Source organism: Hydrogenophaga taeniospiralis CCUG 15921, assembly GCF_001592305.1.
In the GTDB taxonomy this organism is placed as follows: domain Bacteria; phylum Pseudomonadota; class Gammaproteobacteria; order Burkholderiales; family Burkholderiaceae_C; genus Hydrogenophaga; species Hydrogenophaga taeniospiralis.
The window spans coordinates 1-12,665 of the sequence record NZ_BCWR01000018.1 but is presented as its reverse complement, the minus strand read 5'-3'; the positions used below and the strand labels follow the sequence as shown (position 1 = coordinate 12,665).

Genomic DNA, 12,665 nt, shown 5'->3' with positions numbered 1-12,665 from the left:
TCAGCGTTCCACCATACCGCCGCGCTTCAACGTTCGCAGCATGTTGGTTGCGTCGCCGTTGGGGGTGGGGCCGTCACAAACCGCGGTTCGCGCCAGGCGCATGGCATGACGGGTTGAGCCGGAGGAAGACAGGGGGCGCCACTCGGCGGCTTCGTCAATGTTCCAGGCCGAGCGGTTGTCCCAGCGTGCGTAGGTGATCAACTCGGCGGTTTGGCACCGGATGCCCTCATACAAGACGTTGAGCGCGCCGCTCGCACTGCGCGCCACCAACACATACCGCACCACACCCTGACCGTCCACTGCGAGGGTGGCGGGGTCTATGCCGTAGACCAGGGCAGAGCTGGGTGAAACCTCAAAAGTCTGCAGGTGCTGTGTGTCGAACGATGGCGGCTTGACCGCCAAGGCCGGCGGGGCAACTGCGTCCCGGTCTTGTGCCATGGCCGGGCCACCTGAGATAGCCAGCGCCATGCAACAGGCGCAAGCAAGACCCAGCGCGCCAGGGCGCGCTCGCTTTTGTAGCGGATTCATTTGAGTGGAACGCCCTGTGGGCGCATGTCGGTCTGTGGGTCGGGGTCGAAGCATGCGCCAGGGGGCAGCTCCAGCCCGGCGGGTACGCCAGGGAACGGCATCGACGCGGACGCCTCTTCGGTATGGTGGTGACGCACGCCACCCCGCAAATAGCGATTGCGGTTGTCATTTCTGGGCAGGTAGCGGGCCAGTTCGGTCAGTGCCATTTCATACACGCCCCGCTTGAACTCCACCACGACGTCCAGCGGCACCCAGTAGTCGTGCCAGCGCCAGGCGTCAAACTCGGGATGGCTGGTGGCGCGAAGGTTCAGATGCCAGTCCTGTGCCACCAGACGCAGCAGGTACCAGATCTGCTTCTGACCCTTGTAGTGACCGCGCGCGTCGCGGCGAATGAAACGGTCCGGCACCTCGTAGCGCAACCAGTCCCGTGTCCGGGCAACAATGCACACGTGTTCGGGCTGGAGCCCCACTTCCTCATGCAGCTCGCGGTACATCGCCTGTTCGGGCGTTTCGCCCCGGTCGATGCCACCTTGCGGAAACTGCCAGGAGTGCGAGCGGATCCGCTTGCCCCAAAACACCTGGTTTCTCTGGTTGAGCAGAATGATGCCGACATTGGGCCTGAAGCCTTCTCTGTCAAGCATAATCAACCCCAATTTTTTGAACTGTCTGGATTATGCATCGCCCTCTGCGGCTTGCGAAGTGATTGCCCACCTGTTGACGCGCAGGGAGGGGTAAATCCCGATGCCGGGGCGCAGCTTGGCATCGACCGGACGTTCAGCCGATTCCCATTTTTGACACGACCCTTCCTGCCTCAGGCAGCCGTTTCCATGAAAGCCTCCCAGTTCTTCATCTCCACCCTCAAGGAAGCCCCGGCCGATGCCGAGGTGGTCAGCCACCAGCTCATGACGCGCGCCGGCATGATCAAGAAGCTGGGCGCCGGCATCTACAGCTACATGCCCATGGGCCTGCGGGTGATCCATAAGGTGGAAGCCATCGTGCGCGAGGAAATGAACCGCGCCGGTGCGGTGGAGCTGACCATGCCGGTGGTACAGCCGGCCGAGCTCTGGCAGGAAACCGGGCGATTCGAAAAGATGGGGCCCGAGCTGCTGCGCATCAAGGACCGGCACGACCGCGACTTCGTGGTGCAGCCCACCAGCGAAGAGGTGGTGACCGACATCGCTCGCCAGGAGCTGCGCAGCTACAAGCAATTGCCGAAGAATTTCTACCAGATCCAGACCAAGTTCCGCGACGAGCGTCGGCCGCGTTTTGGCTTGATGCGAGGGCGCGAGTTCATCATGAAGGACGCCTACAGCTTCGACCGCGACGAAGCTGCCGCCAAGGTGAGCTACCAAGTCATGGCCGCAGCCTACCGCCGCATTTTTGACCGCTTTGGCTTGCGCTACCGCGCGGTGGCGGCCGATAGCGGTGCCATCGGTGGCGACCTGAGCGAAGAGTTTCAGGTGATTGCGGCCACCGGGGAAGACGCCATCGTCTACTGCCCGGGCAGCGACTACGCGGCCAACATGGAAAAAGCCGAAGCGCTGGCGCCTGCGGGCCCGCGCCCGGCGGCGGCCAACGCCATGGCCAAGACATCCACGCCGGGCAAGAGCACCTGTGCCGACGTGGCCGAGCTGTTGGGCGTGCCGCTGGCCACGACCGTGAAGTCGCTGGTGCTGGCGACCGACACGCTCAATGAATCGGGCGAGATCGTGAAGAGCCAGGTGTGGTTGCTGCTGCTGCGTGGCGACCACGACATGAACGAAGTCAAGGTGAGCAAGGTACCCGGGTTGAACGCCGGTTTCCGCTTTGCCACGGTGTCCGAGATCGAAGCCCACTTCGGCTGCAAGCCGGGTTACCTTGGGCCCATCGGTCTGAAGCTGCCGGTGAAGCTGGTGGTGGACCGCGAGGTGGTGGTAATGGCCGACTGGATCTGCGGCGCCAATGAGCCCGATTTCCACATGACCGGCGTGAACTGGGGTCGCGACCTGCCCGAACCCGATCAGGTGGCCGACCTGCGCAATGTGGTGGAAGGCGATGCCTCACCCGACGGCCAGGGTGCGTTGGCGATTGAACGCGGCATCGAGGTGGGCCATGTGTTCTACCTCGGCACCAAATACAGCCAGGCCATGAACGCCACCTTCCTGGGCGAAGACGGCAAACCCGCACACTTCGAGATGGGCTGTTACGGCATCGGCATCACCCGCTTGCCGGCCGCCGCCATTGAACAGAACCACGACGAGCGCGGCATCATCTGGCCCGACGCGATTGCGCCGTTCACGGTGGTGATCTGCCCCATCGGCATGGACCGCAGCCCCGAGGTGAAAGCGGCTGCCGAGCAACTGCATGAGCAATTGGTGGCCGCCGGCGTGGACGTGCTGTTGGACGACCGGGGCGAGCGCCCGGGGGCCATGTTTGCCGACTGGGAGCTCATTGGGGTGCCGCACCGCGTGACGATTGGCGACCGTGGCATCAAGGAAGCTCAGGTCGAGTACCAGCACCGCCGCGACGCCGCGGCGACCAAGGTGGCTGTGGCCGAGATCCTGGGGTTCCTGAAGGGCCGGATCGGCGCATGACCGTGGGGAGGGCCGTCCGGTGAACAGGTTCGACCCCGATGCCTTGCGCCGCCGCGACTGGTTGACCAGCGCCGGCGCGCTGGGGCTGGGTAGCCTGGGCCTGTTGGCGGGGCCGGGCAGCGCATGGGCAGGTCGCCAGGCCGAAGAACCCCTGGCCGATTCCGTGCGTTCGGTGCTCAGCGCCGCCATCGCCAGCAGTGCGCCGCCGGTGCCCGAGTTTTCCGACATTGAAAAGCGCCTGGCCCACCTTCGCTGGCTCGGCGTGATGAGTGAGCGCTTGAAGAAGCGAAAACCCGATTTTCAGACCCGCATCGAGTTCCTGCAGACCGTCTGGTACGAAACGCGCCGTGCCGGACTGGACACCACCCTGGTGCTCGGCCTGATCCAGGTTGAGAGCGCGTTCCGCAAGTTCGCCATTTCGCGTGTGGGCGCGCGTGGCTACATGCAGATCATGCCGTTCTGGGCGCGGCTGATCGGCGATGGCGATGCCTCACGCCTGTTCAACATGCAGACCAACTTGCGCTTTGGCTGCGTGATCCTGCGCCACTATCTGGACCGCGAGCGCGGCAACACCTACATGGCTCTGGGCCGGTACAACGGCAGTCGGGGGCGGCCCGAATACCCCAATGCGGTCTACGCTGCGGCCCGCAACTGGGTTCACCCCGACGCTTAACGCCCAGTTATTGCAGGAACCCGATGCGCGCCTTGCCGCCAACGGTCTTCGGCAGGTCGTCCGCCTCCACGCGGTAGCGGTTGTCCAGCCGCGCGTTGCCGAACGCCGTGACGAGCGCGCGGCGCATTTCGCGCGGCGCCAGGGTCGCCAGCGCGTCCAGCACATCGTCGGCGGGTTCGGGGTCGAAGCGCTGACCCCAATCGTGTTCGCCCCGGATCGACTGGTACAGGTGGTGGGCGATCCGGCGGGCCGCCTCGGGTGAGGGCGTTGCAATCTCGAACACGTTCATGCGATTGAGGATGGGCTCGGGAATCGCGCGTTCGTCGTTGGCGGTGGTGATCCAGATCACCTGGCTGGCGTCGATCGGCACTTCGGCGAACTCGTCCACGAAGTTCTGCGCCGTGTCGTGCTCCAACAGGCTGTAGAGCGCACCCAGTGGGTCGTACTGCGCGTCGGCGCTGGCCTTGTCGATCTCGTCGACCACGATCACCGGGTTGGCGTACTGGCCATCCACCAGCGCTTCAAACACCTTGCCGGGTTTGGCGCCCTTCCACTGCGACGAGGAGCCCGAAAGCAGCCAGCCAGCCGTCATCGAACTCATCGGGACCAGGCTCATGCTGGTGCCCAGCAGGTCGGCGATCTGTTTGGCGAAATGGGTCTTGCCCACGCCGGGCGGCCCGAGCAGCAGGATCGGGGTCACCTCCAGGCTGTCGTGGCTGTCCTGGCTGAGCGCCACGTGACGCTTCACATCGTCCAGCACCTCACCAAAATTGGGCAGCAGGTCGTACAGCGGAGCCATGTCGGGCACGCCCGAGGGTTTGACGGCGAAGCGCTGTGGGCCGCGCTCCAGCATGCGTTGGTAGGTGTTGCGCAGGGTTTCGTATTCGCGCTCGCTGCCGCTGGCCTGCAACTGGGTCAGCTTGCGTTCGACATCGTCGGCGCTGAACACGCTGCGCATCCGGGCGATGGGCAGTCCGAGGGAGGGTGAAGCGACCAGGCTGCGAGAGCTCATGCGATTCTCCTTGTGGGGGTTCAGCGACGTTTTCATTCAAGCACAAGACGTGCCCGATCTCAATGCCGAAAAGCCCGACAAAACGCCCTCAGTTGCACGCAATGGCAGAGGGGTGTGCGAAAAGACGCACCAGCAAGGGACCCGCGTACCGGAAAAGACAAAGCCGCCCGCAGGCGGCTTGGGTGGGGTACGGGAGGCTTCAGGCCTGGCCGTTGATGGTTTGCTGCAGTTCGCCCGACTCGTACATCTCCATCATGATGTCGGAGCCACCGATGAACTCACCCTTGACGTACAGCTGCGGGATGGTGGGCCAGTTGCTGTATTCCTTGATGCCCTGGCGGATGCCATCGTCTTCCAGCACGTTGACGGTTTTCACCGTTTTGGGGTCGACACCGCAGGCCTTGAGGATCTGGATCGCACGGCCGGAAAAGCCGCACATGGGGAAGCTCGCGTTGCCCTTCATGAACAGCACGATGTCGTTGGACTTGACCAGTTGGTCGATACGGGTCTGGGCGTCGCTCATGGCAAAAACTCCTGATCTGGACGGGTCGCAGCGACCCGGAAACAGCGTCGATTATCGCTGCTGTGGCCAGCGCGCGCCGCTGCAGCGCTCAATGCCCGCAAGGTCGGTGCGGCTGCCCACCGCTTCAAAACCGTGCTGGCTCAGCAGGCCCCGCACGGCAGAGGCCTGGTCGTGGCCGTGTTCCAGCAGCAGCCAGCCGCCGGGGTGCAGGGCGTGGTGCGCGCACGCGATGATGGTGCGCAGGTCGTCGAGCCCGTCGGCGCCGGCGGTCAGGGCGTTGATCGGCTCGTGTTCCAGGGCGCGCAGGTGCGGGTCACCTTCGGCGATATACGGCGGGTTGCTCGCGATCACGTCGAAGCGTTGCCCAGGTACGGCGTCCAGCCAGGAACCCAGGTGAAAATCCACCGCCAACTCCAGGCGTTCGGCATTGGCCTGGGCCACGGACAGGGCATCAGCACTGGCGTCGGTGGCGGTCACGGCCACGTCGGGCCGCTGTGCCTTCACCGCCAGCGCGATGGCGCCGCTGCCGGTGCCCAGGTCTAGGAAGCGGGCCTGGGCGGGGGGTGGCGCCAGCACATCCAGCGCCCACTGCACCAGGGTTTCGGTGTCGGGCCGGGGCACGAGCACGCGCGGGTCCACCTGCAGGTCGAGACCAAAAAATGCCTTGGTGCCCGCCAGGTAGGCGACCGGCTCGCCGGCCAGGCGGCGGCGCACCAGGTCGGCGCAGCGGTCGGCCGCATCGGCGGGCAGGGGGTCGGTGTCGTGTGCCAGCAGCCAGGCGCGGTCGTTCATGTCGCGGCCCAGCGCCAGCAGCAGCAACATCTGGGTGTCCAGCCGGTCCAGGCCCCGCTGCTGGGCTTGCGTCAGGGCCAACCGTAGGTTCAACGGGGTGTTCACAGGCTGTTGCGCTGCTCTAATTCGGCCAACAGCTCGGTGCCGCGCGCGACCTGCAGGGCGTGGATCACATCGCCCAGGTCGCCTTCCATCACCTGCAGCAGCTTGTAGAGCGTGAGGTTGATGCGGTGGTCCGTGAGGCGGCCCTGTGGGAAGTTGTAGGTGCGGATGCGGTCGCTGCGATCCCCCGTGCCCACCAGCCCCTTGCGCGTGGCGGCCTCTTTGGCGGCGCGTTCGCTGCGGTCCTTTTCCTGCAGGCGCGCGGTCAGCACCTGCAGGGCCTTGGCCTTGTTGCTGTGCTGGCTGCGACCGTCCTGGCATTCGGCGGTGATGCCGGTGGGCAGGTGGGTCACGCGCACGGCCGAGTCGGTCTTGTTGATGTGCTGTCCACCCGCGCCGCTGGCACGGTAGGTGTCGATGCGCAGCTCACTGGGGTTGAGTTTGATGGCCTCGGTCTCGTCGGGTTCGGGCATCACGGCCACGGTGGCGGCGCTGGTGTGGATGCGGCCCTGGGTCTCGGTCACCGGCACGCGCTGCACGCGGTGGCCACCCGATTCGAAGCGCAGTTGCCCGTAGACACCGTGCCCGGCGATGCGCAGCACCACTTCCTTGTAGCCCCCCAGTTCGCTCGGAGATTCGCTCACGATCTCGGTCTTCCAGCCCTGGGTGTCGGCGTAGCGCGTGTACAGGCGCGCCAGATCGCTCGCGAATAGGGCCGACTCGTCGCCACCGGTGCCTGCGCGGATTTCGACAAAGGCGTTGCGTTCGTCGTCCGGGTCCTTGGGCACCAGCAACTGCTGCAGTTCGGCGTCGAGTTGCTCCAGTTCGGTCCGGGCGCTGGCGATTTCATCCTCGGCCATCTCGACCATCTCGGGGTCGCGCAGCAGGTCTTCGGCCGCAGCGCGATCGGCCTCGCGCTGCAGGTAGCGGTTGAACACCGCCACGATGGCGCCCACCTCGGCGTGTTCACGGCTCAGGGCGCGAAAGCGCTCCATGTTGTCCACCACGTCGGGTGCGGCCAGCAGCGCGTCGAGCTCGTGCAGCCGGGCGCGCTGTCGCATCAGGGTGTCGCGGACAAAGGGTTTCATGCGATAAGGAGAGCGGGGGGAACGGGGCGGGCTGCCGGCGCGGACAGCGGAAGGGGGGGCAGCGGCTGGCAGGGGCGCGACCGCGGCAGGCGGGCCAGCGGCCCTAGGAATCCCGGGTGGGTTTGGGCGCTTCCTCGCGCAGGAACAGGCGCGAGACGGTCTGCGCGGTGGCCGCGCGCGTGTGGGCGTCCCCCGAACGCAGTTCGGCCAGGGTGCCGTGCAGCATCTTCTGTGTCAGACCCCGCGAGAGGGCTTCGAGCACGGCTTCAACCGGCTCGCCCCGGGCCAGGAGTTTGCGCGCGCGCGCCATTTCGGCGCTGCGCCATTGATCGGCCTGGGCGTGGATCTGCTGGATCAGGGGCACCATGCCACCGGCGGGGTCGCGCTGCTCCATCCAGTGCATGAAACTCAACACGCCCGCGTCGATGATGGCCTCGGCCTGGGCCACGGCCGCCTGGCGGTTGTCCTTGCCGGTCTGCACCACGGCGGCGAGGTCGTCCACCGTGTAGAGGTAGACGTCGTCCAGGGCCTTGACCTCGATTTCGATGTCGCGCGGCACGGCCAGGTCGACCATGAACATGGGGCGGTGCTTGCGTTTCTTGAGCGCCCGCTCGACAGCGCCCAGACCGATGATGGGCAGGGTGCTGGCGGTGCAGCTGATGACGGCGTCGAACTCGTGCAGGCGCTCGGGCACCTCGGCCAGGCGCATCACCTCGGCACCGAAGCGGCCGGCGAGTTTCTCACCGCGCTCCAGCGTGCGGTTGGCGATGGACATGCTGCGCGGGGTCTTGGCGGCGAAGTGGGTGGCCGCCAGTTCGATCATTTCGCCGGCGCCGACAAACAGCACACGGATGTCCTTGATGTCTTCGAACAGCTGGGAGGCCAGCCGCACGGCGGCGGCGGTCATGCTGATGGAATGCGCACCGATCTCGGTGGAGGTGCGCACCTGCTTGGCGACCGCGAACGAGCGCTGGAACAGCTGGTGCAGCGTGGTGCCCAGGGCGCCGGCGTCGTTGGCGGCGCGCACCGCGTCTTTCATCTGGCCGAGGATCTGGGGCTCGCCCAGCACCATGCTGTCGAGTCCGCTGGCCACGCGAAACGCGTGGCGCGCCGCCTGGTCTTCACGCAGCACGTAGGCGTGGTCGCGCAGCACCTCGGTGCTCACGCCGCCGGTGTGGGCCAACCACTCCAGGGTGGGCTCCACCGCGGCCTGATCGCCCGCGCCGTAGAGCTCGGTGCGGTTGCAGGTGGAGAGCAGGGTGGCTTCGGGTTGGCGCGCCAGGCTTTGGCGGTAGCCGTGCAGCGCGGGCTGGATCTGGTCGAGGGCGAACGCAAAGCGGCCCCGCAAATCGAGCGGAGCCGTGTGGTGGTTGATGCCGAGCGTCCAGACAGACATGGTCCGATTATAAAATTGCTCCCTTATTGACGGCCCATCGGACATTCCATGACATTTTTCGCTCTGCTGGGGCACATTGCCGGCCTGCTGGCGCCGGCCATCGCCGTGGCCGTGATGCTCTGGGTTTTGACGCTCCGGCGAGGTGCGCGCGCTTCGGGCAGGGGTGCCAAGGCGGGCCTGTGGATGCTGATGGGGGCGGGCGCGCTGGTGCTGCTGGCCGGGCTGCTGTACTTCGGTCGCGACGGCAAGATGGCCACCTACACCGCGCTGGTGCTGGCGCAGGGCTCCATGGCCTGGTGGCTGCGCCGTCGCTGAGCCAGCGGCCGTCCGACGGCTCAGGCCGCGGGTGAAAACAGATCGATCCGGTCGGTGATGATGCCGTCGATGCCCAGCGCCAGCAGGCGCTGAACCGAAGATTCGTCGTTGACCGTGTAGGCCAGGGTGCGCAGGCCCTCGCGGCGCGCCTGCGCCACGCTGGTGGTGTCCCACAGATCCTGGTCGCAGACGATGGCTTCGCAGCGCAGCGCGAGCGCGGCCTCCAGCCACCCGCTCCACAGCGTTTCCAGCAACAGGCCTCGTGGCAACGCCGGCGTGGCCTCCAGGGCCGCCTTGAGCGACTCGGGCTGGAACGAGGTGAGCAGCGGTGGCACGGCGCCGGGCGGTAGCGCAGCGGTGGCGCCATCCGCTGGCCAGCCCCAGAGCCGCGCCGCCGTCAGGGCCACCGCGCGGCCGGTCTCGAACTCCAGGCCGGTGGTGGGCTTGATCTCAATGTTCAGCAAGGCGTGGTTGGCCTGGCAATAGCGCGCCACCGCTTCGAGTGTCGCCAGTGGCTCGCCCGCGAACTGGCGCGAATGCCAGCCGCCGGCATCGAGCTGGCTGAGGGTGGCCCAGTGCAACTCGCCACCGATTCCGTGGCCGTTGGTGGTGCGGTCCAGCGTGTCGTCGTGCAGCAGGAACACCACGCCGTCGGCGCTGAGCTTGGCGTCGCATTCGAACATGCGGTAGCCGTGGGAGGCACCGAGGCGAAACGCGGCGAGCGTGTTTTCGGGGGCGTGTTTGCCCGCGCCACGGTGGGCGATCCAGCGTGGGTAGGGCCAGGGCGACTGTGCCGGCGGGCGGCTCTCGTCGGGAGGCGGTGTGTGGGGCGTCGTCATGCCTCGGATTGTCGCTGGCCGGTCTGCGCGTCGAACCAGTGCATGCGGTCTTCGCGCGGCCGGGCGTGGATGGTGCTGCCGATGGCCGGCGCACCCTGGTCTTCGTGGGTGCGGATGATGAGTATCTCGTCGCCCAGGCGCGCGTGCACCAGGCGCTCGGCCCCCAGCAGTTCCACCGTTTCCACCTGGAGCGCCCAGCCGCTGTCGCCGATGTCGATGTGTTCGGGGCGGATACCGAGCAGGCTGCCCGGGCGCCCGCCCGGCGCGTGCTGGAGCAGGTTCATGGGCGGGGACCCGATGAAGCTGGCCACGAAGGTGGTGGCCGGGCGGGTGTAGACCTCTTCGGGGGTGCCAAACTGTTCCATCCTGCCGGCGTTCATCACGATCATGCGTTGCGCCAGCGTCATGGCTTCGACCTGGTCGTGCGTGACGAAGAGCGAGGTGATGCCGAGTTCGCGGTGCAGTTTCTGGATCTCCAGCCGGGTCTGGGCGCGCAGCTTGGCGTCGAGGTTGGACAGCGGTTCGTCGAACAGGAAGACCTGGGGCTGGCGCACGATGGCGCGGCCCATGGCCACGCGCTGGCGCTGCCCACCCGAGAGCTCGCGCGGCTTGCGCGTCAGCAGATGGCCCAGCTCCAGGATGCCGGCGGCCTTGTCCACGCGCTGTTTGATCTCGGCGATGGGCAGCTTCTTGATCTTCAGGCCATAGGCCATGTTGTCGAACACCGTCATGTGCGGGTAGAGCGCGTAGTTCTGGAACACCATGGCGATGTCGCGCTCGGCCGGCTCCAGCGTGTTGACCACGCGCTCGCCAATGCAGATGTCGCCGCCGCTGATGTCTTCCAGGCCGGCCACCATGCGCAGCAGCGTGGACTTGCCGCAGCCCGAGGGCCCGACGATGACGATGAACTCGCGGTCGGCGATCTCGGCGTTCACGCCGTGGATGACTTGCAGCTCGGTCTTGCCGGTGCGGTAGCGCTTGACGACGTTGCGCAGGGAAATGGAAGCCATGGAGATCTCTGTTGTTGTTCGTTGAAGCGGGGGGGGCTTATTTCTCGGTATCGACCAGGCCCTTGACGAACCAGCGCTGCATCAGCATGACGACCAGGGCGGGCGGGATCATGGCCAGCACGGCGGTGGCCATCACGATGTTCCAGTCGGTGGCCGCGTCGCCGCCGCTGATCATGCGTTTGATACCGATCACCACCGGGTACATGCTCTCCTCGGTCGTCACCAGCAGCGGCCAGAGGTACTGGTTCCAGCCGTAGATGAACTGGATCACGAACAACGCGGCGATCGAGGTGGTGGACAGCGGCAGCAGCACGTCCTTGAAGAAGCGCATCGGGCCCGCACCGTCCATGCGCGCGGCCTCCACCAGCTCGTCGGGCACGGTCAGGAAGAACTGGCGGAACAGGAAGGTGGCGGTGGCCGAGGCGATCAGCGGCACGGTGAGGCCGGCGTAGGTGTTGAGCAGCCCCAGGCTGGCCACCACCGCGTAGGTCGGCCCGATGCGCACTTCCACCGGCAGCATCAGGGTGACGAAGATCGCCCAGAAGAACAGCATGCGGAACGGGAAGCGGAAGTAGACGATGGCAAAGGCCGAGAGCAACGAAATCGCGATCTTGCCGACAGCGATCACCAACGCGGTGATCAGGCTGACCATCATCATCCGGCCCACCGGGGCGTTCGACGCCGCGCCCATGCCGGTGCCCTGCAAGGCGGCGGTGTAGTTCTCGATCAGTTGGTTGCCCGGCAGCAGCGACATCGGCGCCTGCACGATGGCTTCGGCGGTCTGGGTGGAGGCCACGAAGGTCAGGTAAAGCGGGAAGCCGACCACCAGCACGCCGAGGATCAACACGGCGTGGGACAGCAGGGTCAGGCCGGGGCGGCGTTCGATCATCAGTATTGAACCTTCTTTTCGACGAAGCGGAACTGCACCACCGTGAGCGCAATGACGATCACCATCAACACCACCGACTGGGCTGCCGAACCGCCGAGGTCCAGCGCCTTGAAACCGTCGTAGTAGACCTTGTAGACCAAGATCGCGGTGTCCTTGCCCGGTCCGCCCTGGGTGGCCGCGTCCACGATGGCGAAGGTGTCGAAGAAGGCGTAGACCACGTTGATCACGAACAGGAAGAAGGTGGTGGGCGAGAGCAGTGGGAACTGGATGGTCCAGAAGCGTCGCCAGGGGTGCGCACCGTCGATGGCCGCGGCCTCGATCAGCGACTTTGGAATGCTCTGCAGGCCGGCCAGGAAAAACAGGAAGTTGTAGGAAATCTGCTTCCAGACCGAGGCCAGCACGATCAGGGTCATGGCATGGTTGCTGTTGAGCAGGCTGTTCCACTCGATGCCGAGGGCGCGCAGTGCGTGGGACACGACGCCAATGGAGGGCGCGAGCATGAACAGCCACAACACGCCGGCGACCGCCGGGGCCACCGCGTAGGGCCAGATCAGCAGCGTGCGGTAGATCAACGTGGCCTTGACCACACGGTCGGCGAACACGGCCAGCACCAGGGAGATGCCGATGCCCAGCCCCGCCACCAGCACCGAGAACACCGCGGTGGTCTGGAACGAGGCCAGGTAGGTGTCGTCCTTGAGCAGGTTCTCGAAGTTCTGCAGCCCCACCCATTCGGTCGAGATGCCGAAGGCATCGGACTGCTGGAACGATTGCAGCAGCGCCTGCGCTGCCGGCCAGAAGAAGAACACCAGAATGACGATCACCTGGGGCGCCAGCAGCGCCCAGGGGAGCCAGCTGGAGCGGAAAACGACACGTTTTTCAGAAGCCATTCGGGCTGTGGGTGCAGGGGGTTGGATCGAATCGCCTA

At 66.1% G+C, this 12,665-nt stretch carries 14 protein-coding genes; 3 read left to right on the top strand and 11 right to left on the bottom strand.

All coding sequences use genetic code 11. The features are described 5' to 3' along the window. Positions 1 to 468, bottom strand: coding sequence for a CNP1-like family protein (locus HTA01S_RS19225; RefSeq protein ID WP_169804795.1), 468 nt, complete (start codon positions 466 to 468; stop codon positions 1 to 3). A 56-nt stretch (positions 469 to 524) separates the two neighbouring features. Next, on the bottom strand, positions 525 to 1,169 hold the full coding sequence (locus tag HTA01S_RS19220; RefSeq protein ID WP_068174368.1) for an RNA pyrophosphohydrolase: 645 nt from the start codon (positions 1,167 to 1,169) through the stop codon (positions 525 to 527). 186 nt (positions 1,170 to 1,355) lie between these two features. Here HTA01S_RS19220 and HTA01S_RS19215 point away from each other — a divergent pair, with 186 nt between their 5' ends. Continuing rightward, complete coding sequence (locus HTA01S_RS19215) at positions 1,356 to 3,101, top strand: proline--tRNA ligase (RefSeq protein WP_068174367.1); 1,746 nt, start codon at positions 1,356 to 1,358, stop codon at positions 3,099 to 3,101. 61 nt (positions 3,102 to 3,162) lie between these two features. Beyond that, positions 3,163 to 3,774: a lytic transglycosylase domain-containing protein gene (locus HTA01S_RS19210; protein WP_245638155.1), complete on the top strand. Its 612-nt coding sequence runs from the start codon at positions 3,163 to 3,165 to the stop codon at positions 3,772 to 3,774. A gap of 7 nt (positions 3,775 to 3,781) precedes the next feature. Here the strand turns inward: HTA01S_RS19210 and HTA01S_RS19205 are convergent, their stop codons facing one another. The 5 genes from HTA01S_RS19205 to hemA form a co-directional block, all read right to left on the bottom strand. Next, positions 3,782 to 4,786: an AAA family ATPase gene (locus tag HTA01S_RS19205; RefSeq protein WP_068174575.1), complete on the bottom strand. Its 1,005-nt coding sequence runs from the start codon at positions 4,784 to 4,786 to the stop codon at positions 3,782 to 3,784. A 199-nt stretch (positions 4,787 to 4,985) separates the two neighbouring features. Beyond that, positions 4,986 to 5,309, bottom strand: coding sequence for a Grx4 family monothiol glutaredoxin (gene grxD, locus HTA01S_RS19200; RefSeq protein ID WP_068174366.1), 324 nt, complete (start codon positions 5,307 to 5,309; stop codon positions 4,986 to 4,988). 51 nt (positions 5,310 to 5,360) lie between these two features. Next, on the bottom strand, positions 5,361 to 6,182 hold the full coding sequence (gene prmC, locus HTA01S_RS19195; protein ID WP_281199644.1) for a peptide chain release factor N(5)-glutamine methyltransferase: 822 nt from the start codon (positions 6,180 to 6,182) through the stop codon (positions 5,361 to 5,363). A 20-nt stretch (positions 6,183 to 6,202) separates the two neighbouring features. Beyond that, positions 6,203 to 7,291: a peptide chain release factor 1 gene (gene prfA / locus HTA01S_RS26060; protein ID WP_068174364.1), complete on the bottom strand. Its 1,089-nt coding sequence runs from the start codon at positions 7,289 to 7,291 to the stop codon at positions 6,203 to 6,205. 103 nt (positions 7,292 to 7,394) lie between these two features. Further along, positions 7,395 to 8,687, bottom strand: coding sequence for a glutamyl-tRNA reductase (hemA, locus tag HTA01S_RS19185; RefSeq protein ID WP_068174363.1), 1,293 nt, complete (start codon positions 8,685 to 8,687; stop codon positions 7,395 to 7,397). Positions 8,688 to 8,735: 48 nt separating this feature from the next. Here hemA and HTA01S_RS19180 point away from each other — a divergent pair, with 48 nt between their 5' ends. Further along, a complete protein-coding gene (locus HTA01S_RS19180) occupies positions 8,736 to 9,002 on the top strand; it encodes a hypothetical protein (RefSeq protein ID WP_068174362.1) in 267 nt (88 codons plus the stop codon). A 20-nt stretch (positions 9,003 to 9,022) separates the two neighbouring features. Here the strand turns inward: HTA01S_RS19180 and ugpQ are convergent, their stop codons facing one another. The 4 genes from ugpQ to ugpA are packed head-to-tail and all read right to left on the bottom strand — an operon-like array spanning position 9,023 to position 12,627. Then, entirely contained in the window at positions 9,023 to 9,841 is an 819-nt protein-coding gene (ugpQ, locus tag HTA01S_RS19175; RefSeq protein ID WP_068174361.1) for a glycerophosphodiester phosphodiesterase, read from the bottom strand. Continuing rightward, on the bottom strand, positions 9,838 to 10,851 hold the full coding sequence (gene ugpC / locus HTA01S_RS19170) for a sn-glycerol-3-phosphate ABC transporter ATP-binding protein UgpC (protein ID WP_068174360.1): 1,014 nt from the start codon (positions 10,849 to 10,851) through the stop codon (positions 9,838 to 9,840). The genes ugpQ and ugpC overlap by 4 nt, the downstream gene beginning before the upstream one ends. A 37-nt stretch (positions 10,852 to 10,888) precedes the next feature. Further along, positions 10,889 to 11,740, bottom strand: a complete 852-nt coding sequence (ugpE, locus tag HTA01S_RS19165; RefSeq protein ID WP_068174359.1) for a sn-glycerol-3-phosphate ABC transporter permease UgpE — start codon at positions 11,738 to 11,740, stop codon at positions 10,889 to 10,891. Then, positions 11,740 to 12,627: a sn-glycerol-3-phosphate ABC transporter permease UgpA gene (gene ugpA, locus HTA01S_RS19160; RefSeq protein ID WP_068174358.1), complete on the bottom strand. Its 888-nt coding sequence runs from the start codon at positions 12,625 to 12,627 to the stop codon at positions 11,740 to 11,742. The genes ugpE and ugpA overlap by 1 nt, the downstream gene beginning before the upstream one ends. Between the last annotated feature and the right edge of the window lie 38 nt (positions 12,628 to 12,665).